The 24,666-nt window shown below is 63.1% G+C and carries 18 protein-coding genes and 3 pseudogenes; 14 read left to right on the top strand and 7 right to left on the bottom strand.

Annotated elements, in window-relative coordinates; genetic code table 11:
• The first annotated feature begins 76 nt into the window (after positions 1-76).
• The 3 genes from AWB67_RS13425 (at position 77) to AWB67_RS13415 (ending at position 2,259) form a co-directional block, all read left to right on the top strand.
• A complete protein-coding gene (locus tag AWB67_RS13425; protein ID WP_087656744.1) occupies positions 77-391 on the top strand; it encodes a high-potential iron-sulfur protein in 315 nt (104 codons plus the stop codon).
• A 233-nt stretch (positions 392-624) separates the two neighbouring features.
• Positions 625-1,932 carry an MFS transporter gene (locus tag AWB67_RS13420; RefSeq protein WP_087656743.1) on the top strand — a complete coding sequence of 436 codons (1,308 nt, stop codon included), beginning with the start codon at positions 625-627 and terminating at the stop codon, positions 1,930-1,932.
• Positions 1,933-1,947: 15 nt separating this feature from the next.
• Positions 1,948-2,259: a cupin domain-containing protein gene (locus AWB67_RS13415; protein ID WP_087656742.1), complete on the top strand. Its 312-nt coding sequence runs from the start codon at positions 1,948-1,950 to the stop codon at positions 2,257-2,259.
• 6 nt (positions 2,260-2,265) lie between these two features.
• Here the strand turns inward: AWB67_RS13415 and AWB67_RS13410 are convergent, their stop codons facing one another.
• Together AWB67_RS13410 and AWB67_RS13405 are read right to left on the bottom strand one after the other, a co-directional pair.
• Positions 2,266-2,538, bottom strand: a complete 273-nt coding sequence (locus AWB67_RS13410; RefSeq protein ID WP_087656741.1) for a hypothetical protein — start codon at positions 2,536-2,538, stop codon at positions 2,266-2,268.
• Between the two features lie 69 nt (positions 2,539-2,607).
• Entirely contained in the window at positions 2,608-3,369 is a 762-nt protein-coding gene (locus tag AWB67_RS13405) for a Mut7-C RNAse domain-containing protein (RefSeq protein ID WP_087656740.1), read from the bottom strand.
• A gap of 88 nt (positions 3,370-3,457) precedes the next feature.
• Between AWB67_RS13405 and AWB67_RS13400 the strand changes: the two genes are divergently transcribed.
• The 4 genes from AWB67_RS13400 (at position 3,458) to AWB67_RS13385 (ending at position 6,062) form a co-directional block, all read left to right on the top strand.
• Positions 3,458-4,330 (top strand): NAD(P)-dependent oxidoreductase, encoded by an 873-nt coding sequence (locus AWB67_RS13400; RefSeq protein ID WP_087656739.1) that lies wholly within the window; start codon positions 3,458-3,460, stop codon positions 4,328-4,330.
• A gap of 82 nt (positions 4,331-4,412) precedes the next feature.
• Complete coding sequence (locus AWB67_RS13395; protein WP_087656738.1) at positions 4,413-5,036, top strand: LysE family translocator; 624 nt, start codon at positions 4,413-4,415, stop codon at positions 5,034-5,036.
• Positions 5,037-5,257: 221 nt separating this feature from the next.
• Entirely contained in the window at positions 5,258-5,689 is a 432-nt protein-coding gene (locus AWB67_RS13390; protein WP_087656737.1) for a hypothetical protein, read from the top strand.
• Positions 5,690-5,696: 7 nt separating this feature from the next.
• Positions 5,697-6,062: a response regulator gene (locus AWB67_RS13385; RefSeq protein WP_087656736.1), complete on the top strand. Its 366-nt coding sequence runs from the start codon at positions 5,697-5,699 to the stop codon at positions 6,060-6,062.
• Positions 6,063-6,290: 228 nt separating this feature from the next.
• Here AWB67_RS13385 and argC read toward each other — a convergent pair whose 3' ends face one another.
• The 3 genes from argC to AWB67_RS13370 form a co-directional block, all read right to left on the bottom strand.
• Positions 6,291-7,238 (bottom strand): N-acetyl-gamma-glutamyl-phosphate reductase, encoded by a 948-nt coding sequence (gene argC, locus AWB67_RS13380; protein WP_087656735.1) that lies wholly within the window; start codon positions 7,236-7,238, stop codon positions 6,291-6,293.
• A 130-nt stretch (positions 7,239-7,368) separates the two neighbouring features.
• Positions 7,369-7,935, bottom strand: coding sequence for a flavodoxin family protein (locus AWB67_RS13375; protein WP_087656734.1), 567 nt, complete (start codon positions 7,933-7,935; stop codon positions 7,369-7,371).
• A gap of 95 nt (positions 7,936-8,030) precedes the next feature.
• Positions 8,031-8,633 carry a YbhB/YbcL family Raf kinase inhibitor-like protein gene (locus tag AWB67_RS13370; protein ID WP_087656733.1) on the bottom strand — a complete coding sequence of 201 codons (603 nt, stop codon included), beginning with the start codon at positions 8,631-8,633 and terminating at the stop codon, positions 8,031-8,033.
• Positions 8,634-8,920: 287 nt separating this feature from the next.
• Between AWB67_RS13370 and AWB67_RS13365 the strand changes: the two are divergent.
• A pseudogene (locus AWB67_RS13365) lies at positions 8,921-9,633 on the top strand (response regulator).
• An 84-nt stretch (positions 9,634-9,717) separates the two neighbouring features.
• On the opposite strand, the gene AWB67_RS13360 reads toward AWB67_RS13365, so the two are convergent.
• Positions 9,718-10,404 carry an orotate phosphoribosyltransferase gene (locus AWB67_RS13360; protein WP_087656732.1) on the bottom strand — a complete coding sequence of 229 codons (687 nt, stop codon included), beginning with the start codon at positions 10,402-10,404 and terminating at the stop codon, positions 9,718-9,720.
• 302 nt (positions 10,405-10,706) lie between these two features.
• Between AWB67_RS13360 and AWB67_RS13355 the strand changes: the two genes are divergently transcribed.
• The 6 genes and pseudogenes from AWB67_RS13355 to AWB67_RS13340 all read left to right on the top strand — a co-directional run bounded on the left by AWB67_RS13355 (position 10,707) and on the right by AWB67_RS13340 (position 20,703).
• Positions 10,707-11,924 (top strand): MFS transporter, encoded by a 1,218-nt coding sequence (locus AWB67_RS13355; protein WP_087656731.1) that lies wholly within the window; start codon positions 10,707-10,709, stop codon positions 11,922-11,924.
• A gap of 270 nt (positions 11,925-12,194) precedes the next feature.
• The gene (locus AWB67_RS13350) at positions 12,195-14,474 is read left to right on the top strand and encodes an NADP-dependent malic enzyme (protein ID WP_087656730.1); all 2,280 of its coding nucleotides are present in this window, start codon (positions 12,195-12,197) and stop codon (positions 14,472-14,474) included.
• Between the two features lie 337 nt (positions 14,475-14,811).
• Positions 14,812-14,892 (top strand): annotated as a pseudogene (locus tag AWB67_RS43350) (ESPR-type extended signal peptide-containing protein); the annotation flags it as partial.
• A gap of 144 nt (positions 14,893-15,036) precedes the next feature.
• Positions 15,037-17,196: a YadA family autotransporter adhesin gene (locus AWB67_RS13345; RefSeq protein WP_235025142.1), complete on the top strand. Its 2,160-nt coding sequence runs from the start codon at positions 15,037-15,039 to the stop codon at positions 17,194-17,196.
• 333 nt (positions 17,197-17,529) lie between these two features.
• Positions 17,530-17,655 (top strand): annotated as a pseudogene (locus AWB67_RS43345) (ESPR domain-containing protein); the annotation flags it as partial.
• Between the two features lie 36 nt (positions 17,656-17,691).
• Complete coding sequence (locus tag AWB67_RS13340; RefSeq protein ID WP_235025141.1) at positions 17,692-20,703, top strand: YadA family autotransporter adhesin; 3,012 nt, start codon at positions 17,692-17,694, stop codon at positions 20,701-20,703.
• A gap of 77 nt (positions 20,704-20,780) precedes the next feature.
• Here the strand turns inward: AWB67_RS13340 and AWB67_RS13335 are convergent, their stop codons facing one another.
• Positions 20,781-24,371 carry an indolepyruvate ferredoxin oxidoreductase family protein gene (locus tag AWB67_RS13335; protein WP_087656727.1) on the bottom strand — a complete coding sequence of 1,197 codons (3,591 nt, stop codon included), beginning with the start codon at positions 24,369-24,371 and terminating at the stop codon, positions 20,781-20,783.
• Between the last annotated feature and the right edge of the window lie 295 nt (positions 24,372-24,666).

Below are 24,666 nucleotides of genomic sequence, written 5' to 3'. Positions count from 1 at the left end.
GCTTCCCGTTGATATGCTGGGGTATCGCCGTCGTCAGAACGGCGCGTCGTCCCCCCAATACATGGAGCGAGTCATCATGAAGACATCCCGTCGCACGTTTCTCATATCGAGCATCGGCGTGGCCTCGACGCTGGCACTGAGCCGCACCGCCTTCGCCGCCGATGCCGCAAAGGTCGAGGAAACCGATCCGACCGCGCAGGCACTCGGCTACAAGCACGACGCCAGCAAGGTGGACAAAGCCAAGTACACGAAATTCGTCGCCGGCCAGGATTGCGGCAACTGCTCGTTCTATCAGGGCAAAGCGGCCGACGCCTGGGCGCCGTGCCCGATGTTCGCCAACAAGCAGGTGGCGACGAAGGGCTGGTGCAGCGCCTACAACAAAAAAGCCTGAAGAGAGGGCCCTGACCCGCGGCGATCCGCCGGGGCCTGAAAGACACGGTTTCTCCAAAAGCCGGCCTGAGAGAAAGGAAGCGCGCCGACCTCACGGTCGAGCGCGCTTTTTTCATTGCTTGATAACGATGCGCGCCGTAATTACACTCGCCAAGGCATAAATCCGTCGAACGCCGGATTCGCGGCAGATGGACCATCCAACCGAGGCATGGCGCCCGAGGGGCGGGAGCATTCATGGCAACTGTGAATCGAAAGACAGTCAGGCCACCGAACACGCGCGCCGTCGCGGCCGCCGTGATCGGCAACGCGCTCGAATGGTATGACTTCACGGTGTTCGGCTTCATGACCGTCGTGATCGCGCAACTATTCTTCCCGAGCACCAGCGACTACGCTTCGATTCTCCTCACCACGGCGACCTTCGGCGTGGCTTTCGTGATGCGGCCGGTGGGCGGCATCGTCCTCGGGCTCTATGCCGATCGCGCCGGACGCAAGGCGGCGCTCACGTTGGTCATCGGGTTGATGACGCTCGGCATCCTCCTGCTTGCGATCGCGCCGCCCTATTCGGCGATCGGCCTCGGCGCGCCGCTCATCATCGTGTTCGCGCGGCTGTTGCAGGGCTTCTCGGCGGGCGGCGAGTTCGGCAGTTCAACGGCGCTGCTCATCGAAGCCGCGCCGTTCTCGAAGCGCGGGTTTTATGGCAGCTTCCAGATGGCGAGCCAGGCGGCCGCGCTTCTGCTCGGCGCAATGGTAGGCGCGGCGATTTCGCGCGGGATGTCGCCCGAGGCGCTGCATTCGTGGGGCTGGCGCGTGCCGTTCATTCTCGGGCTTGTCATCGGGCCGGTCGGCTTCTACATCCGGCGCAACATGATGGACACGGAAGCCTTCCTGCACGCGAAAAAGACCGCCCGCCGCGCGACGCTCGGCGAAGTTTTTCGCGAACACAGCCGTGAAGTGCTGTGCGGACTCGGCTCGGTGATCGCGCTGACGGTGACGGTTTACGTGCTGATCGGCTATCTGCCGACGTTTGCCGTCAAGCAGCTCGGCCTGCCGTTCGGGCAGTCGTTCACGGCGCTGATCGTGGGGAATCTGCTGCTGACGGTGCTTTCACCGATCGCGGGCGCGTGGTCGGATCGCATCGGCCGGAAGGGGCTGTCGCTGTGGTCGCTCCTGATCACGCTCGTGATCATCTATCCGCTCTTCGCGTGGCTCGCCGCCGAGCCGAGCATGATGCGGCTCATCATGGTGCAGGCGCTGCTGTCGATCGCGCTATCCGGATATTACGGCCCGTTCGGCGCGCTGATCGCGGAGCTTTTTCCCGCGCATATCCGCTCGACGGGTCTATCGCTCGCGTACAACATCGCGGTGATGCTGTTCGGCGGCTTCGGGCAGTTCATCGTGACGTGGCTCATCCGCACGACCGGCTCGCAGCTCGCGCCGACGTTCTACGTGATGACGGGACTCGTGCTGTCGCTGGTCGCGATAGCGTGCATTCCGGCGACGCGCCCCGTCGATGTCGACGAGGCGCGGCAGCTGAGCCGATAGCCAACGGACAGGAACATGAAAGTCATCGAAAGCGAGAATTTCACGGCTGAACGCGCGTGGGGCGCGCTCGACGTCTGCGTGATGAACGGCATCTCGTGCCGCCTTCACTGGACGGACAAGCCGTACAAATGGCACGTCAACGACGGCGAGGAAGTCTTCGCCGTAATGCACGGCGAGGTGAAAATGCACGTGCGGCGCGACGGCCGCGAGGAAACGCTGATGCTCAAGGCCGGCGATATCGTCCACGCGCAGGCCGGCGACGAGCACTACGCCGAGCCGGTCGGCCAAGCGCGCATTCTGGTGATCGAAAAGGAAGGCAGCGTTTAGCGAGGCTTAGCGCGTGAGTCCGGCTGCGACGAGCAGGTCGGCGAGCGCTTCGGTCATGCCGCCTTCGTGCGCGGCGGCGCGTTCCTGCAATTGCTTGACGAGCGATGCGTCGAGCTTGCAGGCGAACGGCACGAGACCTTTTTCCTGATCCAGCTTGCGCTGTTCGCGGCGGTCGAGCTTCGGCTGCGCGCCTGCCTGGCCGACACGCGCGGCGCTGCTCTGCTTCAGATCGTTGGCGAGCTTGAGCGCCTTGTTTTTTTCGAGGTCGAATTTCTTCACAAGAAGCTCCGGGGGTTGGGGTGGATGGGAAGCCGCGTATTGTACGAGCTTATTCTCGCGGTCTAGCCGTCACGCGGGTCTGCTCGCGTCGGCGAGGGCGTCGATGCGCTCGCGCATGCGCTTCCAGTGCGTCCCTTCCCAGAACACGCGGCGGCAGACGTCGCACGTCACGAAGCGCGTGTGCCGCTCGCGCACGCCTTCGGGCACGCGGCCGTCGAGATCGTGCGGATGCGCCGCACGCAGTGGCGCGTTGCACATCAGGCAGAGCCGGAACGCGCGCACATGCGGCGCGAGATCCAGCCGGTCGGCAATCTCGCGGTACTGCGCATCGCCTTGCAGCGCGCGCACGTAACAGCCGTGCACGACGCTGCGCCGCTTCAGCAACTCGCGATCGCGCGTGAGCACGACGCGATGCTCGTCGAGCGCGAGTTGTTCGATTTCATCGTCGGGGAAATTGTTGTCGTAGCGGGTGTCGAAGCCCGCGAGCCGCAGCAGTTGCGCGAGCGCGCCGAGATGCGCATCGGCGATGAAACGCAATCCGGCGCCGCGCAACGGCGGCCTGAGCAGCAGCGCGCCGGTTTCCATGCCGCACGGCACCGCGTGCTTCGGATAGACGCCGATCGAATCGCCGTCGGCGATCGGCGCGTCGAACCCCGCCGGCTCGCCGTTTTGCAGGATCAGCTCGACTTCCGTGTGCGGCACGCCGAGGGCCTCGATCATGTGCTTCGTCGACGATCCCTTCGCGCACGCGCAAATGAACGCCTTCTCGCGCTGCGGCCGCGCGAGGAATTCGTTCAGTTCGCGGTGGAAACGAAAGTGTGCGTGAACCATGTAACGAGTATCGCATCGCCCGGCACTGCATGCTTCAGGTCGATGTGATCTACTGGCTCCGCATTTTCTTCATTGAAAGGAGCATGACATGGACATCGGTTTCATCGGACTGGGCGAAATGGGCGGCGCGATAGCGGGCAATGCGCTGAAGGCGGGACACACGGTGCGCGTCTGGAACCGCTCGGCCGCGCGCACGAAGGCGCTGGCGGACTTGGGCGCGTCGGTCGTCGATACACCTGGGCAGGCGTTTTCCGGCGACGCCGCCTTTTCGATGCTCGCCGACGACGCTGCGTTGCGTTCTGTCCTGATCGACGGCGGCCTGCTGAAGCACGCGCCGAAGGGCCTTGTCCACGTCAACATGGCGACGATCTCGGCAGCGCTCGCCGCCGAACTCACCGAGTTGCACGCCCAACACGGCGTCGCTTACGTGGCGGCGCCGGTGCTCGGCCGGCCGGACGTCGCGGCGGCGGGCAAGCTCAACATCCTCGCCGCCGGCGCCGAGGACGCGATCGAGCGCGTGCAGCCTGTCCTCGACGCAATCGGCCAGAAGACATGGCGCGTCGGCACGAATCCGCAGCACGCGAACGTGCTGAAACTGGCGGCGAATTTCATGCTGGCATCAGCGATCGAGACGTTCGGCGAGGCGGCGGCGCTGGTCTCGGGGCACGGCATCGAAACGCACGCTTTCCTCGACATCATCACGAACACGCTCTTTCCGGGGCCGGTGTATCAAGGCTACGGGAAGATGATCGCGGACCGCTGCTACGAACCGGCGCTCTTCAAGGCGCGGCTCGGGCTGAAGGACGTGCGGCTTGCGCTCGCGGCGGCGGAAGCCGTCGATACGCCGCTGCCGATCGCGAGCCTCGTGCGCGACAGCCTGATCGATGCCGTCGCGCACGGCGGCGGCGACAAGGATTTCGCGGTGCTCGGCGAAGTCGCGGCGCGGCGGGCAGGGCGCTGAATTGTCAATAAACGTGGAATGAATAGGCGACTGCGTCTGCAGACGGCATAATCCGGTCCTATCTCAAAAATAGTCCGCCGCGATGAATCTGCATATCTGGTCGCTTTTTGTCGCCACTGTATTCGTCCTGTCCGCGATCCCCGGGCCGAACATGCTCCTCGTCATGACGCACGGCGCGCGCCACGGATTGCGGCGCTCCAGTGCGACGATGGCGGGCTGTTTGTCGGCGCTGGTGCTGATGTTCTCGGTATCGGCGGCGGGGCTCGGTGTCTTTCTGGAAGCGTGGCCCGCGATGTTCGACACGCTGCGGTTCGCTGGCGCTGCGTATCTGGTGTGGCTCGGCGTGAAAAGCTGGCGGGCGAAAGTGTCCGAAGCCGAAGTCGACATCCCCGCCGCGGAGAACACTGCCAGCTTCGCGCTTTTCCGCAACGGCTTCCTGATCGCGAGTAGCAATCCGAAATCGATCGTGTTTGCCGCCGCGCTCCTCCCTCAATTCATCGACGCAACCCGTCCGACGCTGCCGCAATTTGGCGTGCTCGTCGCGACGTTCGCTGTGATCGAAGTGAGCTGGTATCTGATTTACGCGGCGCTCGGCACGCGGATCGGCGCACAGTTGAAGAGCGGGAATGTCGCGAAGGCGTTCAACCGGCTGACGGGCGGCATTTTCGTCGGCTTCGGAGCGATGATGGCCCTCGTGAGGCATTGAATGCGCTCTGAAATGGCCGTCGTCGCAAATCGTATGAAAAATCCACGATATTGGCGTGAATCGTGAAACATCCGACGAATTCTGTCGTGGATCGTGTCTTGCTATTAGATGATGTGTTTCATTCGCTTTCGAACATACGTACGCGGAATCCGGGTGCACAGTGCCCTTCGAACAACGTCTTGCGTCGATCGAAGAAGAATAGCGACAAAGGGAGGCGCCACATGTTTGCTTTAGGACGAGCGGTCGCCTCAGCCATCGCCGCGCTGCTGCTTTGCGCCGCGCTCCCCGCCTTCGCCGACGACACACCCACTCCCTGCGACGCGCTTAAACACATCGTCGCGGCGGCGCCTGGATTTTCATCGCTTACGCCTGAAGACGGCCGCGCTGTCGCGCTCCCTTATGGCGACGACGCCAAATGCGCAGCGACGCACGGCAGTTATCAATGCGTGTGGACGTCCCACGGCGGAACGAGCGCGGATGCGCTGCAGGGCGTCGCGGCCGACATCGCGTCGTGCCTGCCCGACGCCACCCACGACCAGAATTCTCCTTCCCGCCAGCACTTCTATCTGGGCGCGCGCGGCCGGCGCACACAGATCGTCGCGACGACGGCGGGCGCCAATAAGCTAAAGCTCGTGATATCGGGCAACAAGTGAGACTGCCGTGACCAAACGCATCCTGATCGCCGACGATGATGACGACTCCCTGATCGGGCTGTCGAACCTGCTCAACGGAATGGGCTACGAGGTGGCGCTTGCGGCAAACGGTTCGCAGGCCGTCGATGTCGCGCAGCAATTCGCGCCGGAGGTCGTGATCCTCGATCTCGGCATGCCGCAGATGAACGGCCTGGAGGCGGCGCGCGCGCTGCGGACCTTGCCGAATGGACGCTCGCTGCTGATCGTCGCGCTGACGGGATGGGGCCAGCCGCAGCATCACGAGATGACGCAGGATGCCGGTTTCGACGTTCATCTCGTAAAGCCGGTGTCGGCGGATCAGTTGGGCTTCATCTTGTCCATGACACAGCCGTAGAAAACGTTGCAGGAGCGAGACAGAGCGTCGCGCGATGTTGCGGCGCACCAATGATTTTGGTACAGTCGTTCTTGTCTCCTCCATGTCTCCACTGATATGGATTCAACCCGCCCTCGCAGGCGGGTTTTTTTTCGGCTGCGCGTTTTGCGCGTTTCGGCGAAAGAAAAAGCCGATGCGCTTTTCAGCGAATCGGCTTTGGCGGTCGAAGCAATCGCGCCTCCGTTGTCCTTACCGCTTCAACCCCGCCTCTTCATCCGCGCCGATGTGCAGATTCATGCACTGGATCGCCGCGCCCGACGCGCCCTTACCCAGATTGTCCAGCCGCGCCACGGTCACGAAGCGCTCGTCGTTGCCGAACACGAAGATATCGACGCGATTTGTGTCGTTGCACGCCTGCACGTCGAAGAAACCGTCGTCGAGATTGCTTTCCGCGTTGAACGGCAGCACGCGGATGAACGGCTCGTTCGCGTAGTACTCGGCGAGCATCGATTGCACGTCCTGCGGCTTGGCGGCGCGCGCGAGCTGGTTCGGCGAGAAATAGGTGGTGACCGCCAGCCCCTTCAGGAAGTTGCCGACGATCGGTGTGAAGATCGGCGCGCTTTTCAGCCCCGAGCGCACCGCCATCTCCGGCAGATGCTTGTGCGTCAGCCCGAGCGCATACGGACGCGGGCTCGTGAGCCGCGCGTTGCCGCCCGCTTCATAGTCCGCGATCATTTTCTTGCCGCCGCCGCTGTAGCCCGTGATCGAGTACGCGTGCGCGTCGAAATCGGCGGGGACGAGGCCGCCCGCCACCAGCGGCTGCATCGACAGCACGAACGCCGACGCATGGCACCCCGGCACCGCGATGCGTTTGGCCGTGCGCAGCCGTTCGCGCTGGGCGCGAGTCAGTTCCGGCAGGCCGTACGCCCAGTCGTCCTGCGTGCGAAACGCGGTGCTCGCGTCGATCACGCACGTATTGCCGTTCTCGACGAGCGACACCGATTCGCGCGACGCCACGTCCGGCAGGCACAGGAACGTGACGTCCGACGCGTTGATCAGGCGCCGGCGCTCTTCGATGTCCTTGCGCTTCGCTTCGTCGATGCGCAACACCTCGATGTCCTGCCGCTCCGACAGATATTCAAAAATCTTCAGGCCGGTGGTGCCTTCCTGTCCGTCGACAAATACTTTCGTGGTCATCTCGATCTCGCTGGTTCGGCCTCGCCGCGCCGTGCGCGCGGGGAGTGGCAAAAGCGCTATTTTAATGTGCTTCGAAGTCAGCGGTATGGCGCGCAACCAGAATCGGCCGATCGGCCGATCCCGGCGATGCCTACCTGCCCGTCCAGCGCGCCGTCACGGCCGCGACGCGCGCGCCGAACGCCTTCGCGGTTTCGAGATCGCCGGGCGGCGGCGCTTCGTCTGGCGACGCATCCGCCGGCGATTGCGCGAGCAGCCCCGTAAAGCCGCCGACGAAGTTCAGGTCGTTACGCGTGGCGGCCTTCGTGTTCGACGGCATCATGCCGGTGCCTGCCCACAGCATGCCGTGCTGCATCGCGAGCGTGACGAGGTAGGTGATCGTGTTGAATTTGTCGCCGTTCATGGTCGCGGAATTCGTGAAACCCGCCGCCACCTTGTCCTTCCACTTCTGCGCGAACCACGGCTTGGAGCTGGCATCGGCGAATTTCTTGAAGTCCGCCGACGGGCCGCCCATGTAGGTCGGCGCGCCGAAGATGATGCCGTCGGCGGCGTCGAGCTCGGCCCAGGCGGCGTCGTCGAGATCGCCGACCGCGACGATTTTCGACTCGGCGCCCGCGTCCTGCGTGCCGGCGAGCACGGCTTCGGCGACTTTCTTCGTATGGCCGTAGCCACTGTGATAAACGATGACGATTTTCGGCATGGTGGGTGATGTCCTTGGGTCCTGCGCTGCGGGGTCGACTGAGCGCGCCCAGTCTAGCAAAGACAAATTTTGTCGAGGAAAGACGCCGGTTTTCGCTATCGACCGTAAGTAACGACGAGCTGCGCGCTGGCGAGCGTCGTCGTGCGGATTTCGTGCTCGAACATCAGCGCCGGACGCCCCTGACGCAGCCGCAAGTCGCTGGAGTTGAGCGCGTACACCGTGATCACATAGCGATGCGGCTTGCCGGGCGGCGGGCAGGGGCCGGCGTAGCCGTCGGTGTCGAAGTCGTTACGGGCCTCGACCGCGCCCATCTTCCGCAAGACGCCCGATCCGCTCGCGTTCGGCGGCAGTTGCGTCACGGTCGCGGGAATGCCGGCCGCCGCCCAGTGCCACCAGCCGCGACCGGGCGCGTCGGGATCGAAGATCGTTATCGCGAAGCTGCGCGTTTCGGCGGGCGCGCCGTGCCAGGAGAGTTGCGGCGAGTGGTTGCCCCCCTTGCAGTCCGTCTGATCAAAGAGCAATGTGGGCGGTACGGCCTTGCCAGCCGGTAGATCGGCGCTCCTGACGGTGAACGCCGCTTCGGCGTGTGCACGAGGCGCCTTGGATACGATCACGGCCGAACACAGCATCGCGAGGACCATCGTGGAGCGGCGCGGACGAGGCGCAGCGAAACGCAGGGCCAAACATGCCAGGGGCATAGTGCGGTTTCTCCGGATGAGGCGCCGGTGCTCCCTAGCACCGTTACGCTGATCGTAACGATGTATTTTGTCTCAGAAATGGGCTTTATGCGGATTTCGAGTTTAAGATTGCAACAAAGCATTAAAATTTTTTGCTCGTCACGTAAAGATGGCGCAGGGTTCTTGTATTGACCTTTGTGCGACGCGGACGGCTCGATCGCAAAGTTTCGGATGGATCAAAACATGGAAAACAACATGACGACGCTTGTTCGCGAGGCGTCCGGTCAATTGCAGTGGGTGGAGGAATAATGAGCCAGCGAATCAGGGTGATAATCGCCGACGACCATCCGGTGATTTTATTCGGCGCGGCGCAGGCATTGCTCCGCTTTCCGGAGATCGAAGTAGTCGGACAGGCGCGCCAGTCCACGGAACTCATTCCGCTCTTGCAGAAAACCCCCTGCGACGTACTTGTCTCGGATCTTGCCATGCCAGGCGGGCAATTCGGCGACGGCATGCCTTTGCTGGGCTATATCGGACGGCAGTTTTCGAACGTGCGCATCGTCGTGTTGACGATGCTCGAAAATCCGGCGCTGGTCAAGCGTCTGCGCGAAGTCGGCGTGAACGCCGTGATCAGCAAGGCGGACGACCTGAGCCACATTGGCCTTGCGGTCGTGCAGGTCATGCGCGGGAAGGAATATATAGGGCCATCGGTACAGAAGGCGCTCGTAGCATGGGCTTGAGCGCGAGCGGCGCGCAGCGGGACGTGGTTTTGTCGAAACGCGAGCTGGAAGTGGTACGGCTTTTCGTTTCCGGCATGACGATTACTGAAATTGCCGCGCAATTGCGCCGCAGTATCAAAACGATCAGCACGCAGAAAAACACCGCGATGCGCAAACTCGGCATCGACCGCGATTCCGAATTGTTTCAATATGCGCAGAGTAATGGCTTATTGAATCTCTCGGCGTATGTCGGCGACGGCAATCTCGATACGCCGCTGCCGCAAAAACCCGAAACTCTATAATCGATTAACTTGTTAATCCGTGATGAAAAAAGCCGCTGGCCCATCGAGGACCAGCGGCTTATTCAATAGGGACTTTGCAAAAGTTTATTGCGGCGCGGCCGTCGCGCCGCCGTGTGCCGCCGACCATTCCGCCGGCGCGTGCAGGAATTTCTCCACTTCGTCGAGCGTCTTCGCTTCGAAATAGCCCGCGTCCTTCGCGACACGCAGCACGTCCCACCAGGTGGCAAGCGCGTGCAGATCGACGTCGATGTCTTTCAGCACCGACACGCTTTCCTTGAATATGTTGTAGTGGAACAGCACGAAGCAGTGGTTCACCGTCGCGCCCGCCGTGCGCAGCGCGTTGATGAAGTTGATCTTGCTGCGGCTGTCGGTGGTCAGGTCCTCGACCAGCAGCACGCGCTGGCCTTCGGTCAACAGGCCTTCGATCTGCGCATTGCGCCCGAAGCCCTTCGGCTTCTTGCGCACGTACTGCATCGGCACCATCAGGCGGTCCGAGAGCCAGGCCGCGAACGGGATGCCCGCGGTTTCGCCGCCCGCAACCGCGTCGATCTGCTCGTAGCCGACGTCGCGCAGGATGGTCGCTTCGGCCATTTCCATCAGGCCGCGGCGCACGCGCGGATACGAAATCAGCTTGCGGCAGTCGATATAAACCGGGCTCGCCCAGCCGGACGTGAAGATGTACGGTTTTTCCGCGTTGAAGTGCACCGCCTGCACTTCCAGGAGCATTTTGGCGGTGGTGTCGGAGATCGTCTGGCGATCGTTGCCTGTCATGGGCGAATCCTTGGACTTTGAGTGGCGCTGAGCGCAGAGGCGGCCCGTGGGCCCGTGGCGCAGCGTGTACGGAGGACGAAACCGGGGGCCGGAGCGTCTGGGTTTGTCGAGACGTTTGCTGCGCGCGTAGCCCGCGATTTTACCTGACTGGCGTCGCTCAAGCGAGCGCCGGCCGGTCTGTAAAGACCCTGAAAGCGCGCGGCATCCAGCAATTTTTTGCGGGTTGTGAGCGATAAGCGCCGCACGTACACTCGCGGCACTTCTCATGTCCCGGGCGCCTGCCGAGCGTCCGGCTGCTCCCGATGACTTCCTCCGCCGTCGCCAGTCCCTCTCCCGATCGCCACGCCGTGCGCGCGCTCGTCGCCTCGATGCTCGGCTACGCGATGGACGGCTTCGATCTGCTCATCCTCGGCTTCATGCTGCCCGCGATCGCCGCCGACCTGCATCTCACGCCGACGCAAGCGGGCTCGCTTGTCACGTGGACGCTCGTCGGCGCGGTGGCCGGCGGGCTCATCTTCGGCACGCTCTCCGATTACTACGGCCGCGTGAAGATGCTGACGTGGACGATTCTCCTCTTCGCGGTATTCACCGGACTCTGCGCGCTCGCGCAAGGCTTCGGCGACCTGCTATTTTATCGCACCGTCGCGGGGATCGGGCTCGGCGGGGAGTTCGGCATCGGCATGGCGCTCGTCGCCGAGGCTTGGCCGGCACGGCAACGGGCGCGGGCGTCGTCGTATGTGGGGCTCGGGTGGCAGGCGGGCGTGCTCGCCGCCGCGCTCCTCACGCCGCTGCTTTTGCCGCTGATCGGCTGGCGAGGGATGTTCGCGGTCGGCTTGCTGCCGGCGGTCGTGTCGTTTGCAGTGCGGCGGCGCGTCGAGGAACCGGCGCTTTTCACCGAACGCCGAAGCGCGAGCCGCAAGCTCCCGCTCCGGCGCCTCTTCGACGACGCCCGCACCGCGCGCGCGAGTCTCGGCGTGGTGATCCTATGCTCGGTGCAGAACTTCGGCTACTACGGCCTGATGATCTGGCTGCCGAGCTATCTGTCGAAGACGTTCGGCTACTCGCTGACGAAGTCCGGTGTCTGGACGGCCGTGACCGTCCTCGGCATGGCGCTCGGCATCTGGCTCTTCGGCATCGCTGCCGACCGCTTCGGCCGCAAGCCCGCGTTCCTCCTCTATCAGATCGGCGCAGTCGTTATGGTTTTCGTCTACTCGAATCTGACGACGCCGTTCGCGCTCCTGATCGGCGGCGCGGTGATGGGCGTGTTCGTGAACGGGATGATCGGCGGCTACGGCGCGCTGATCTCCGAGCTCTATCCGACCGAGGCCCGCGCGACCGCGCAGAACGTGCTGTTCAACATCGGCCGGGCGGTCGGCGGGTTCGGGCCGGTGGCCGTGGGCGCGCTCGCGGCGCGCTATTCGTTCGCCGCGGCATTGACGCTGCTCGCGTCGATCTACCTGCTCGACATCCTCGCGACGCTCTTCCTCATCCCCGAACGGCGCGGCGCTGAACTCCAGTAAGCGCGGCTTTCGTCGCACGAAAGCACGCTGGCTAAGGGTTTCGCCCATCGCTTTGCGGCGAATGCTGCTTCGCGTCATTCAATGCGCGGGGTGTACACTAATTCTCCCAAAAAAAGCTCCGTCCGCCGCTGTCATCCGCATCGGTGAGATGCCGCGCCTTACAAGGCGTGCCGGGCGCCGCCGTACGATCGATCCACGATTGACACCCCGCGGCTGCGTCAAGGCAGCGAGGCCCCTATTCGAAAAATCTCCAACGTCTCTAGGCTAATCATGGACGAACAACTGAAGCAAAGCGCCCTCGCGTATCACCAGAACCCGAAGCCCGGCAAGATTTCCGTCACGCCGACCAAGCCGCTCTCCAACCAGCTCGACCTCTCGCTCGCGTATTCGCCGGGCGTCGCGGCCGCGTGCATGGCGATCTTCGACGAACCGCTCGACGCGCAGAAGTACACCTCGCGCGGCAATCTCGTCGGCGTCGTGACGAACGGCACGGCCGTGCTCGGGCTCGGCAACATCGGGCCGCTCGCCGCCAAGCCGGTGATGGAAGGCAAGGGGTGTCTGTTCAAGAAGTTCGCGGGCATCGACGTGTTCGACATCGAACTCGCCGAGACCGACCCGGACAAGCTCGTCGAAGCGATTGCGATGCTCGAGCCGACGCTCGGCGGCATTAACCTGGAGGACATCAAGGCGCCGGAGTGCTTCTATATAGAGAAGAAGCTGCGCGAGCGCATGAAGATCCCCGTCTTCCACGACGACCAGCACGGCACGGCGATCATCGCGTCGGCGGCGATTCTCAACGGCCTGAAAGTGGTCGGCAAGAAGCTCGACGAGGTGAAGCTCGTCTGCTCGGGCGCAGGCGCGGCGGCAATCGCGTGTCTCGATTTGCTCGTCGACCTCGGCCTCAAGAAGTCGAACACGCTCGTCGTCGATTCGAAGGGCGTGATCTTCGAAGGGCGCGGCAACCTGGATGCGTCGAAGGAGCGCTATCAGGCGACAACCGACGCGCGCACGCTCGCCGACGCGATGCACGGCTGCGACGTGTTCCTCGGCTGCTCGAGCGCGGGCGTGCTGAAAGCCGAGATGGTCGCGACGATGGGCGACAAGCCGCTGATCCTCGCGCTCGCCAATCCGGAGCCGGAAATCCGTCCGGAGGAAGCGAAGAAGGTGCGCCCGGACTGCATCATCGCGACGGGCCGTTCGGACTATCCGAACCAGGTCAATAACGTGCTGTGCTTCCCGTTCATCTTCCGCGGCGCGCTGGACGTCGGCGCGACCACGATCACCGAAGAGATGAAGCTCGCGTGCGTGCGCGCGATCGCGGAACTCGCCGAGGAAACCGACCAGGGCGATGAGGTCGCGAAAGCCTACGAAGGCCATTCGCTCGAATTCGGCCCCGAGTACCTGATTCCGAAGCCGTTCGACCCGCGCCTGATCATCAAGATCGCGCCGGCCGTCGCGCAGGCCGCGATGGATTCGGGCGTCGCAACGCGTCCGATCCACGACATGGACGCCTATCGCGAGGAACTCAGCACGACCGTGTATCGCACGGGCATGGTGATGCGGCCGGTGTTCCAGGCGGCGAAGGCGGCGCCTGCGCGCATCGCGTTCGCGGAGGGCGAGGACGAGCGCGTGCTGCGCGCCGCGCAATTCGTGCTGCTCGAGAAGATCGCGAAGCCGATTATCATCGGGCGTCCGGCGGTCGTCGAGATGCGGCTGAAGAAGATGGGCTCGAAGCTGAAGCCTGGCGTCGACTTCGAGATCGTCAATCCCGAGGACGATCCGCGCTATCAGAAAAGCTGGCAGGAATATCATAGCATCGCGGCGCGTAACGGCGTGACGCCGGAGAGCGCGAAGGCGGCGCTGCGCAAGTTCAACACGCTGATCGGCGCGATCCTCGTCCATATGGGCGACGCCGATGGGATGATTTGCGGCCTGATCGATACGTATCAGGATCACCTCAAGTTCATCGAGCAGGTGCTGGGCAAGGCGAAGGGCGTGCAGAACTTCGCCGCGATGAACCTGCTGATGCTGCAGGGGCGCAATCTCTTCATCAGCGATACGTACGTCAACGAAGAGCCGACGCCCGAGCAGCTCGCCGACATGACGATTCTCGCGGCGAGCGAAATCGAGAAGTTCGGCATCCAGCCGAAGGTGGCGCTCGTGTCGAACTCGAATTTTGGCAGCGTGCCGACGGCTTCCGCGAAGCGCATGGCCGCGGCGCGCAAGCTGATCGCGGAACGTGCGCCGCATCTCGAAGTCGATGGCGAAATGCACGGCGACGCGGCTTTGTCGGAGGCAGTGCGCAAGTCCGCGTTCCCGGGCACTTCGCTGCACGGCGAGGCGAACCTGCTGATCATGCCGAACGTCGAGGCGGCGAACATCGCGTACAACCTGCTCAAGATGGTGAGCGGCGAAGGCGTGACGGTCGGGCCGTTCCTGCTCGGCACCGACAAGCCGGTGCATATTTTGACGCCGGCGGCGACCGTGCGGCGGATCATCAACATGACGGCGGTGGCGTCGGCGGGAGCGCGAGTGAAAGCGGCGATGTGATGAGGTAAATTGATTTGGCATCCGGATGACATCCGGATGCCGCACAGAAGCAAAAAAGGGCGGCCCGGTTAATTCCGGGCCGCTTTTTTTTGTGGGTCGTCTGGATAACAGATTGAATCGGACAGCGTTGTTCTCATGGTTGAGGATCATTTGCCATCCTTACAAAAGTTGTCTCGTGATTAGGACGATTCTGGTTCGATTTTGTTTCCTTGCTGCGTAGAGTTCGGGATTGTTCCCTTTTAGGGCGTGCGTCAGTATTTGTTCGGGATCCTTAGGCCGTTGTCCGAGGCAATGATGCGCGTCCGGTCAGCCACGTCAACTCTCGCGGAATTTCAACATGAACAGGTTTTTCAAATCGATTTGGAGCGACGCGCTGGGCGTCTGGATTGCAACGTCGGAACTCAGCGCAGCGCGCGGGAAGCGCGCGAGCACTTCGTTGAAGGCGGTCGCGGTGGCGGCAGCATTGATGTTTGGGACATCAGGGACGGCAACGGCTGCGTTCACCACCGGATCCGCCGATGGCCTTCATGATCTCGCAATCGGTATCGGCTCTGTGGCGGTCGTGGACTCCAACCCGCTCGGCAACGATGCCATCGCAATCGGCCACTTGGCTAAGTCCACTGCGGTCGGTGCCATCGCGTTCGGTGCGTCCGCATCCGCTGGCGCTGCCAATTCAGTTGCGCTTGGTAGTAATTCAGTCGCTAATCGTGCGAACACCGTTGCCGTGGGCAACCGTCAGATCGCGCAGGTCAAGGCGGGCACCGATGGCCTGGATGCCGTCAACGTCAATCAGTTGAAAGTGGTGACGGACGCATTGGGCGGCGGGACGACCATCGATCCGGTGACCGGCACCGTTACGCCGCCGACGTTCACGGTTGGCGGCAAGCCTGTGCATACCGTCGACGACGCGATCGACGAAATCGACAAAGGCCTCGAGAACGCCGTGAAGTACGATGGGCCGGGCAAGACGTCGGTGACGCTTGAAGGCACGGGCGGCACGCAGATCCACAAGGTCGCAAATGGCACGGCGGATCAGGACGCGATCAACCTAAGCCAGTTGAAGGATGTCGGCGCCAAGACGGACGCAAACGGCGCAATCACGAACGCGTTCGTGGCCTACGACGACAAGATGAAGAAGGATTCGGTGACGCTGGAAGGGGCGAACGGCACTCAGATCCACAAGGTCGCCAAGGGCACGGCCGACCAGGACGCGATCAACCTGAGTCAATTAAAGGATGCGGGCGTCAAGACGGATGCAAGCGGCAACGTCACGAACGCATTCGTGGCCTACGACGACAAGACGAAGAAGGATTCGGTGACGCTGGAAGGGGCGAACGGCACGCAGATCCACAAGGTCGCCAAGGCCACGGCCGACCAGGACGCGATCAACCTGAGCCAACTGAAGGAGGCAGGCATCAAAACGGACGCGAGCGGCAATTTCACAAACGCGCTCGTCGCCTACGACGACAAGACGATGAACTCGGTGACGTTAGGTGGTGTGAACGGTACGACGATCGACAAGGTCAAGGCCGGCAAGCTCAGCTCGACTAGCATGGAAGCCGTCAATGGTGCTCAGTTGTACGCGACGAATGAGCAAGTCAACAAGAACACTGGCGACATCACCAACATCAACAACACGATCAACAACATCAACAAGTCTTCCGGATTGATCGCGCAGGACGAAGTGTCGCGCGAGATCACGATCGGCGCCAAGACAGACGGCACGTCGATCAGCCTGACGGGCACGGCGGGCAACCGCGTCGTGAGCGGCGTCGCAGCCGGTGAAGTGTCGGCGACGAGCACGCAGGCCATCAACGGCTCGCAACTGCACAACACGGCGAGCAGCGTCGCGACTGCGCTGGGCGGCGGCGCGGGCATCGATGCGAACGGTGGCGTGACGCCGCCGACCTACCACGTCGGCGGAGTCGATACGCACGACGTCGGTACGGCCCTCAGCAACATCGACGGCCGTGTGACACAGATCACTACGACCGTCAACGAAGCCTCGAAGAACGCCGTGAAGTACGACTCCGACGCGCACGACAAGGTGACGCTCGGGGGCACCGATGCAGCCGGCGGCGAAGGCGTGCAACTCACGAACGTGAAGGCCGGCGAACTCTCGGCGACCAGCACGGATGCCATCAACGGCGCGCAGTTGAATGCGACCAACGTGCGCATCGACCAGTACGAAAGCATCGTGAACAACATTTCGACGGGTAGCGAATACCTCGCGATCAATTCGGAGAAGGGTTCACCGCTGCCAACGGCAACTGGCAAGGACGCCGTTGCGCTCGGTTCGAATTCGAAGGCGACGGGCGACAACTCGGTTGCGCTCGGTGCGAACTCGGTTGCGGATCAGCCCAATACCGTGTCGGTCGGTTCAGAGGGCAACGAGCGTCGCATCACGAACCTTGCGCCGGGCAAGGCGGGCACTGATGCCGCGAATGTGAATCAGCTCAATGATGTTCGCAATTCGGTGCTGGCGAACCAGCGGGCGGCGTTCGGCGGTGTGGCTTCGGCACTGGCCATGCCGAACATGACACCGCGTGAGGCGGGCAATACTGTTGTGGCGGTGGGTATCGGCAGCTGCAAGGGTTATAGCGCGGTGGGTGTAAGCGGGACGTATCGTTCGCGCGACGGTGCGTGGCTGCTCAATGGCGGCTTTTCGTCGACCGGTCACGGCGATGCCGGCGTCCGTGCGCAGGTGGGGTACGAGTTTTGACTGTGCGGATGGGATGCGAGCCAGTGATGTGCTGGTGATGGCACGGCGCCTAGCGTCGTGTGCTGTCTAGTAACGGCCCCAAAAACGGGGCCGTTCTTCTAGGGCTTGTTCCTTTGTCGTACTGTCTGACGAAATCTCAAGAAAAAGCGCGAATCAATTGGGTGCATGTAGTTTTTTGAGGCAGCAACCAATTGACAACAACTGCAACAATTCGGATAAAACTGGTTAAACCCGTTGGCCGGGCTGAGTAAATTCGCGATCTTGCGTTGGCTAGGTCGTGACGAGATAGCGCGTCACTGTACGTCGATCGCTAATCTCAACAGGTATCGGGCAATGAACAAGGTATACAAGTCGGTGTGGAATGAGGCGCTGGGCGCTTGGGTTGCTATATCGGAGCAAGGGCCTGCGCGCGGTAAGCGTAGCGGACGCGCGGCGAAGGTCGTTGCTTTGTCATTGGTTGCTTTGAGCGGAGCGAAAAGCGCGATCGCCAGCCCAGTGCAGATAGGTAACAGCGTCTCCACAGGTACGAATAATGTCGCTATCGGCGAGAATGCGGCCTCGATCGGGGAGAACAATTCGCTCGCAATCGGTGACACGGTCAAGAGCACGGTGAATGACGCCGTCTCCATCGGATCGCAAATTACCAACGATGCGTTGAACTCCGTGGTGCTGGGAAGCAACTTCCTCACGCTCGATGCGGGTTCCGCGCAAACCGTTTTCTTTGCCCCGAACGGCGGCACGGTGACCAAGTCGGCCAACTCGTTCGCCTTCAATCCCTACGGCGGCACGGGTACGTCCAATTCGTCCGATTCGGTCAACATTTCGGGCATCGTGACCGGCGCGCCGGGTGCTGTCGCGGTCGGTGCGCACTCAACGTCTTCGGCTGCCGATGCGCTTGCCCTTGGTCACGGTGCAACCGCCTCGCAGAGCAATTCCGTCGCGCTCGGCGCCGGGTCGGTGGCGGCAACTGCCAACACGGTTTCGGTCGGCAGCACATCGCAACAGCGCACGATCACGTTCGTCAAGGCGGGCGACGTCAGCGCAACCAGCACCGATGCCGTCAACGGCTCGCAGCTCCATGACCTCGCGACAAAGGTTAGCGCGTCCAAGAACAAGTACCTCGCAGCCAATGACGCTGCGGGCAGCACCGACGGCGCGACGGCCACCGGCGCCGGAAGCCTGGCGGTCGGCGGCAATGCGGTCGCCGATTCCACTGGAGGCGTGGAGGCCTCCGTCGCAATTGGGTCCGATTCTCGCGCACTGGTCGAGCGCTCGATGGCGATCGGGCCCGCCGCTACAGCGAGCGCAAAGGGCGCAGTTGCGATCGGCACCCGTTCGGTTGCGGACCGCGCCGACAGCGTTTCCGTGGGCTCAGCCACGGCGCAACGCCAGATTGTCAACGTGGCGAAGGGCACGCAGGACACCGACGTCGCGAACATCGCCCAATTGAAGAGCACGGGGCTGAAGCTCGACGCATCCGGCAACGCGACCAATTCGCTCGTCGCTTACGACGACGCTACGCTCGGCAAAATCACGCTGGGCGGCGGCACGGTGGGCACGACCCTCACCAAACTGAAGGCCGGCGCACTCAGCGACACGAGCACCGACGCTGTCAACGGCTCGCAACTCTTCGCGACGAACCGGGACGTGACGCGCACCGCGACGCAACTGGAAACGGTGGCTTCGTTGCTGGGCGGCGGCGCGAAGATCAACGGCGACGGCAGCGTTCAAGCGCCCGCATACGCCGCGAATGGCGGCCAGCAAAACGACGTCGGTTCGGCGATCACCGCGCTCGACAGCGGCCTTCAGGATCGCGTGAAGTACGATACTCCGGCGCACGACAAGGTGACGTTCGGAATCGCCAATGCGCCGGTAGCCCTGACGAACATCAAGGCGGGCGCGCTCTCTGCGTCAAGCACCGACGCCGTGAACGGCTCGCAACTGCACGACACGAACCAGAACGTCGCGAGGACGAACGACGAACTCACCGCACTCTCGGGCGTGGCCGTCAAATACGACACCACGGCCCACGACAAGGTGACGCTCGGCAACGCCGGAACGCCAGTCGCCCTGACGAACGTGAAAAAGGCCGCGCTCAGCGCATCGAGCACGGATGCCGTCAACGGCGCCCAACTGTTCGAAACGAATCAGGGTCTCGCATCGCTTTCGGGCGACACCGTCAAGTATGACAGCGCGGCACACGACAGGGTCACCTTCGGCAATGCGGGAACGCCCGTGATCCTGACGAACGTGAAAGCCGGCGCACTGAAGGCCGACAGCACGGACGCCGTCAACGGTTCGCAACTCTTCGCGACCAGCGAGAAGGTCGCGAAGAACACGACGGACATAGGCAACCTCACGACCACCGTCAACACCTGGACAAACGACGTGGCAACCGGTCAGGTCGGCATCGTCCGGCAGGATCTGAAGACGCGCATCATCAGCATCGGCGGGATGACCGACGGCGGCACGATCAGCGTCGCGGGCACGGCCGGCCCGCGCGTCGTCACCGGCGTGGCGAACGGCGCCGTGAGCGCGGCGAGCACGGATGCGCTCAACGGCTCACAACTGTTCAACGCATCGTCGACGATCGCGGCGGCGCTCGGCGGCGGCGCAGGCGTCGATGCCAAGGGTGGCGTGAGCGCGCCGACCTACAACGTCGGCGGCACCCAGGTGCACAGCGTGGGCGCGGCCATCGACAACCTCGACGGCCGCGTGACGAAGAACACGACCGATATCGCGTCGATCAAGGGCGATCTGGCGAATGTATCGGAAGTGGCGTCGAACGCTGTCGCCTACGATTCGACCGATCATCAGAAAGTCACGCTCGGCGGCAAGGACGCGGCCGTCACGGACGGCGTGCAACTGACCAATGTGAAGGACGGCGAGCTTTCCGCCGCCAGCACGGACGCCGTCAACGGCCGTCAACTGAACGCGACCGATTCGAAGCTCGACGAATATGCGGGCCTTGTTAGTAACTTTCAGAAGGGCGGACTCGACTACGTCGCGGTGAACTCGTCGAATGCGCCGGTGCCGATTGCCAGCGGCACGGACGCGGTTGCCATCGGCGCCAATTCCAGGGCGAGTGGCAACAATTCGGTTGCGCTCGGCGCGGGCTCCGTCGCGGATCAGGACAATACTGTGTCGATTGGTTCGTCAGGCAGCGAGCGCCGTCTGACGAATGTCGCACCGGGCATGAACGGCACGGACGCGACGAACGTCAACCAGATGAACGCGTTGCGCAACGATCTCGGTGGGAGCATTTCGACCTTGCAGCGCAACGCCTTCTCGGGCATCGCAGCCGCGATGGCGATGCCGAGCATCGCGCCGCGCGAGGCGGGCAGGACGGTGGTGGCAGCCGGCATCGGCAACTATGCGGGTTACAGCGCGGTCGGTGCGGGCGCCACATATCGCTCGCGTGACGGCCAGTGGCTGATCAACGGTGCGCTCTCTGTCACGGGCCACGGTCAGACGGGCGTACGCGCGCAAATGGGCTACGAGTTCTAACAAGCGTCCGACGCTGGCAAAAAAAGGGCGGTCCGCAACACGGACCGCCCTTTCTACTTACCAAAGCCAACAAAAAATCAAGCCACTTGCCGCGCCTCGCCGTTTTGTCCTTCGCGCCAGCGAGCCAGCAGCGCGTTCCACTTCGTCTTCGCGGCCTGCACGTTGTTGTCCTTCACGTGACCGTATCCGCGCATCGAATCGGGCAGACTCGCGAGTTCGATTGCAAGCGCGAGCTTCGGCAGCGTCAACCCGGCGATCAGTTCCTTCACGAGCGCCTCGTACTCGACGATCAACGCCCGCTCCATCCGTCGCTCTTCCGTCTTGCCGAACACATCGAGCGCCGTGCCGCGCAGGAACTTCAGCTTCGCGAGCACGCGCATCGCGGGCAGCACCCACTGGCCGTACTGCTTCTTGACCAGATGCCCCTTCGCGTCCTTCTTCGAGAACGCGGGCGGCGCGAGATGGAACTTGATCTTCCAGTCGCCTTCGAAGCTGCCCTTCAGCTTCTCCACGAAAGCCGGATCGGCATAAAGACGCGCGACTTCGTACTCGTCCTTGTACGCCATCAGCTTGTGCAGATTCTTCGCGACGGCTTCCGACAGCGGATACTGCCCGTCGTTTGAACCGAGTTCCGCCTCCGCCGTGCGAACCTGCGCGACCAGTCGTCCGTAACGCGCCGCATACGCTTCGTTCTGATAGTCGGCGAGATAGGCGAGGCGCTTTTCGATCAGCTTGTCGAGTGCCTTCGGCGTATGCAGCGCGATGATCTTGCTCGTGCCGCCCTGCGCCGCACCGCTGCCTTGCGAATTCACGATACGGCGGACGGCCTCTACGTCATGCGCCGCGCGACGGCCCCACTCGAACGCCGCGAGGTTCTTCTCGACCTGCACCGCGTTCAATTCGATCGCGCGCACGAGCGACTCGTGACGCAGCGGCACCCAGCCGCGTTGCCATGCGTAGCCGAGCACGAACGGATTTGTATAGATCGCGTCGCCGAGCAGCGCGACGGAGAACTGGTTCGCATCGACCATGGCCACGTGCTCGCCCGCCGCCGCGCGGATATCGGCCTCGGCGCTCGCGCCGGGGAAGCGCCAGTTCGGGTTCTTGATGAACTCGGCGGTCGGCGTCTGCGCGCTGTTCACGACGACGCGCGTATGGTTCGGCTGCATCCGCGAGCCGCATTCGTCGCTTGCCGTCACGATCGCATCGCAGCCAATCACGAGATCCGCCTCGCCCATCGCGATGCGCGTCGCGTGGATGTCGCCCGGCTTGTTCGCGATCTGTACGTGGCTCATCACGGCGCCGCCTTTCTGCGCCAGGCCGGTGACGTCGAGCACGGTCACGCCCTTTTGCTCCAGGTGAGACGCCATGCCGAGCAGCGCGCCGATCGTCACGACGCCCGTTCCGCCGACGCCCGTCACGAGCACGCCGTAAGGCCGCGCGATTTCAGGCAGATCGGGTTCGGGCACGGCTGGCATCGCATCGCCCGCGACGCTCGATGCCTTCGGCTTCTTCAACTGTCCGCCTTCGACCGTGACGAAGCTCGGGCAAAAGCCGTTCAGGCACGAATAATCCTTGTTGCACGTCGACTGGTTGATCTGGCGCTTCGTGCCGTATTCGGTGTCGAGCGGCTCGACCGACAGGCAATTCGACTTCACCGAGCAATCGCCGCAGCCTTCGCAGACGGCCTCGTTGATCACCACGCGTTTCGCCGGATCGGGATACGCGCCGCGCTTCCTGCGACGGCGCTTCTCGGTCGCGCAAGTCTGGTCGTAGATCAGGATCGACGTGCCAGCAATCTCGCGCAACTCGCGCTGGACGTCGTCGAGCTTGTCGCGATGATGCACGTCGATGCCCGGCGCCAGGCCGACGTTCGCCGAGTACTTCTCCGGTTCGTCGGTGACGATCACGATCTTCGACGCGCCTTCGGCCGCGAGCTGATGCGTGATCTGCGGCACGGTCAATACGCCGTCGACCGGCTGGCCGCCCGTCATCGCGACCGCGTCGTTGTAGAGAATCTTGTACGTGATATTCGTCTTCGACGCGATCGCCGCGCGGATCGCGAGCAGGCCCGAATGGAAGTACGTGCCGTCGCCGAGATTAGCGAACACGTGCTTGTCGTTCGTGAACGGCGCCTGGCCGATCCACGCGACGCCTTCGCCGCCCATCTGGCTGAACGTGCTCGTGCTGCGGTCCATCCACACGGTCATGTAGTGGCAGCCGATGCCGGCCATCGCGCGCGAGCCTTCCGGCACGTTCGTCGACGTGTTGTGCGGACAGCCCGAGCAGAACCACGGCTTGCGCTCGGCTTCGACGCGCGGCTTCGCCAGCGCGCGTTCCTTCGCCTCGATCACGGCGATGCGCGTCGCGATGCGCGCGCGCACTTCGGCGGGCAGATCGAGCTTGTCGAGGCGCGTCGCGATCGCCTTCGCGATGATCGCCGGCGACAGCTCGTAATGCGCCGGCAGCAGCCAGTTGCCCATCGGCACCGACCATTCGCCGCCCGCGCCGTCCTTCTCGTCGAATTTGCCGTACACGCGGGGACGCTGCGCATCCGGCCAGTTGTACAGCTCTTCCTTGATCGCGTATTCGAGAATCTGGCGCTTTTCCTCGACGACCAGAATCTCCTCCAGCCCATGCGCGAATGCATGCGCGCCTTGCGCTTCGAGCGGCCACACGCAGCCGACCTTGTACAACCGAATGCCGATGCGCGCGCAGGTTTCGTCATCGAGACCGAGGTCCGCGAGCGCCTGACGCACGTCGAGATAGGCCTTGCCCGCCGTCATGATCCCGAAACGCGCGTTCGGCGCATCGATTTCGATGCGATCCAGCTTGTTCGCGCGCACGTAGGCGAGGGCGGCGTACCACTTGTAGTCGAGCAGACGCGCTTCCTGCACGAGCGGCGGATCGGGCCAGCGAATATTGAGACCGCCGTCGGGTATCGCGAAATCGGTCGGGATCACGATTTTCGTGCGATGCGGATCGATATCGACGGACGCCGACGATTCCACCACGTCGGTGACGCACTTCATCGCGACCCAGAGGCCGGAGTAGCGGCTCATCGCCCAGCCGTGCAGTCCGAAATCGAGATATTCCTGCACGTTCGACGGAAACAGCACCGGCAGGCCGCACGCCTTGAAGACGTGTTCCGACTGATGCGCGAGCGTCGACGATTTCGCTGCGTGATCGTCGCCGGCGAGCACCAGCACGCCGCCGTTCGGGGCCGAGCCTGCGGAATTACCGTGCTTGAAGACGTCGCCGGAGCGATCGACGCCCGGGCCCTTGCCGTACCACATCGAGAAAACGCCGTCGTATTTGGCGCTCGGGTACAGGTTGACTTGCTGCGAGCCCCAGACGGCGGTGGCCGCGAGGTCTTCGTTGACGCCGGGCTGGAACACGACGCCGTGCGCGGCGAGATGCTTCTTCGCCTTCCACAACGACTGGTCGAGGCCGCCCAAGGGTGAACCGCGATAGCCGGAGATGAAACCGGCGGTATTGAGCCCGGCGGCCTTGTCGCGTTCCTGTTGCAGCATCGGCAGGCGGACCAGCGCCTGGATGCCGCTCATGTACGCGCGGCCGCGTTCGAGCGTGTATTTGTCGTCGAGCGTGACGGATTTGAGTGCGGCTTCTAGCGAAGCTCTTTGTTCAGCGTTTAGCGGGGCATTCATTATGTGTACTCCTCCACCCAGTTTGGGATCACCAAAGCATTCTGCGGACCTCGGCGTCTTGTGGACGCTTCGGCCGGGATTGTGAGTGTGACGACTTGCAGACTTTTTCGGCAGTGGTAAAAACCCGCTGAAAAATCCTCGTGTTAGCTAAGTTTATGACCGTTTGACGAAGTTTTCAGGTGGCTTTGCGCACGGATGTTACGAGGTGTAAATTCGACCGATTTCGGGAACCGGACGGTAGACTCCTGTCTAACCAGCCGCTTGCGCATTTTGCGTACCGTAGTTCGGAGTCACG

Origin of the sequence: Caballeronia terrestris, assembly GCF_001544515.1 — a bacterium.
GTDB classification, from domain to species: Bacteria; Pseudomonadota; Gammaproteobacteria; order Burkholderiales; family Burkholderiaceae; genus Caballeronia; species Caballeronia terrestris.
The sequence above is the reverse complement of the archived record's forward strand: the minus strand, read 5'-3'. Positions and strand labels throughout refer to the sequence as shown.

Excerpts from the sequence above, each read along its gene's own strand:
- AWB67_RS13355 (WP_087656731.1), top strand. The coding sequence starts at position 10,707 with ATGACTTCCTCCGCCGTCGCCAGTCCCTCTCCCGATCGCCACGCCGTG.
- AWB67_RS13390 (WP_087656737.1), top strand. The coding sequence starts at position 5,258 with ATGTTTGCTTTAGGACGAGCGGTCGCCTCAGCCATCGCCGCGCTGCTG.
- AWB67_RS13395 (WP_087656738.1), top strand. The coding sequence starts at position 4,413 with ATGAATCTGCATATCTGGTCGCTTTTTGTCGCCACTGTATTCGTCCTG.
- AWB67_RS13400 (WP_087656739.1), top strand. The coding sequence starts at position 3,458 with ATGGACATCGGTTTCATCGGACTGGGCGAAATGGGCGGCGCGATAGCG.
- AWB67_RS13405 (WP_087656740.1), bottom strand. The coding sequence starts at position 3,369 with ATGGTTCACGCACACTTTCGTTTCCACCGCGAACTGAACGAATTCCTC.
- AWB67_RS13350 (WP_087656730.1), top strand. The coding sequence starts at position 12,195 with ATGGACGAACAACTGAAGCAAAGCGCCCTCGCGTATCACCAGAACCCG.
- AWB67_RS13420 (WP_087656743.1), top strand. The coding sequence starts at position 625 with ATGGCAACTGTGAATCGAAAGACAGTCAGGCCACCGAACACGCGCGCC.
- AWB67_RS13415 (WP_087656742.1), top strand. The coding sequence starts at position 1,948 with ATGAAAGTCATCGAAAGCGAGAATTTCACGGCTGAACGCGCGTGGGGC.
- AWB67_RS13370 (WP_087656733.1), bottom strand. The coding sequence starts at position 8,633 with ATGCCCCTGGCATGTTTGGCCCTGCGTTTCGCTGCGCCTCGTCCGCGC.
- AWB67_RS13425 (WP_087656744.1), top strand. The coding sequence starts at position 77 with ATGAAGACATCCCGTCGCACGTTTCTCATATCGAGCATCGGCGTGGCC.
- AWB67_RS13360 (WP_087656732.1), bottom strand. The coding sequence starts at position 10,404 with ATGACAGGCAACGATCGCCAGACGATCTCCGACACCACCGCCAAAATG.
- AWB67_RS13335 (WP_087656727.1), bottom strand. The coding sequence starts at position 24,371 with ATGAATGCCCCGCTAAACGCTGAACAAAGAGCTTCGCTAGAAGCCGCA.
- argC (WP_087656735.1), bottom strand. The coding sequence starts at position 7,238 with ATGACCACGAAAGTATTTGTCGACGGACAGGAAGGCACCACCGGCCTG.
- AWB67_RS13375 (WP_087656734.1), bottom strand. The coding sequence starts at position 7,935 with ATGCCGAAAATCGTCATCGTTTATCACAGTGGCTACGGCCATACGAAG.